The sequence below is a fragment of the Sphingobium agrisoli genome (assembly GCF_041877245.1).
Taxonomy (GTDB): domain Bacteria; phylum Pseudomonadota; class Alphaproteobacteria; order Sphingomonadales; family Sphingomonadaceae; genus Sphingobium.
In genome coordinates, this window is sequence record NZ_JBHDJI010000037.1 from 1 (window position 1) to 773 (window position 773).

Consider the following 773-nt stretch of genomic DNA (forward strand, 5'->3'; position numbering starts at 1 on the left):
CACATTCTCTATGCCGAGGAAGAAAAGACGCTCGCGCGGGTGGCGTCCTTCCTGTCCGACCCGCAGCGTCCGTTCACCGCCACGCTGCGCCGGATGATGACCACAAATCATCTCGGCACGGTCGAAGCGCCGGTCGTCCACCCGGTCGTGGCGTCGGCGGCGCGAGAGGTCCTCAACAAGTCCGATAATGAGCGGTCCGGCGTGTTGTCGACAGCCATGTCGTTCCTTGGTGTCTACCGCGACCCGACAGTGGCGATGGTTACGTCGCGCTGCGACTGGCGCATCGCCGACCTCGTCGAGGGCAGGTCGCCGGTCTCGCTCTACCTTGTCGTGCCGCCCTCTGACATCAGCCGCACCAAGCCGCTTATTCGCCTTGTGCTCAATCAGATCGGCCGCCGGCTGACTGAGCATCTGCACGCCGAGAATGGGACGAACGCGGCCGCCAGGCACAAACTGCTGATGATGCTCGACGAGTTTCCGGCGCTCGGTCGCCTGGACTTCTTCGAGACCAGCCTTGCCTTTCTCGCCGGCTATGGCGTGCGCGCCTTCCTGATCGCGCAGAGCCTCAACCAGATCGAGAAGGCCTATGGCGACCACAACGCCATTCTCGACAATTGCCATGTCCGTATTGCGTTTGCGACCAATGACGAGCGGACCGCGAAGCGCATTTCCGATGCGCTTGGAACAGCGACCGAGCAGCGCGCGATGCGCAACTATGCCGGGCACCGGCTCGCACCATGGCTCGCGCACGTCATGGTCAGCCGGCAGGAAAC

General features: G+C 63.5%; 1 protein-coding gene. It reads left to right on the forward strand.

Translation table 11 applies throughout. The features are described 5' to 3' along the window. A partial coding sequence (locus tag ACETPF_RS20965; protein WP_373936560.1) for a type IV secretory system conjugative DNA transfer family protein occupies window positions 1–773 on the forward strand: 773 nt, incomplete at both ends.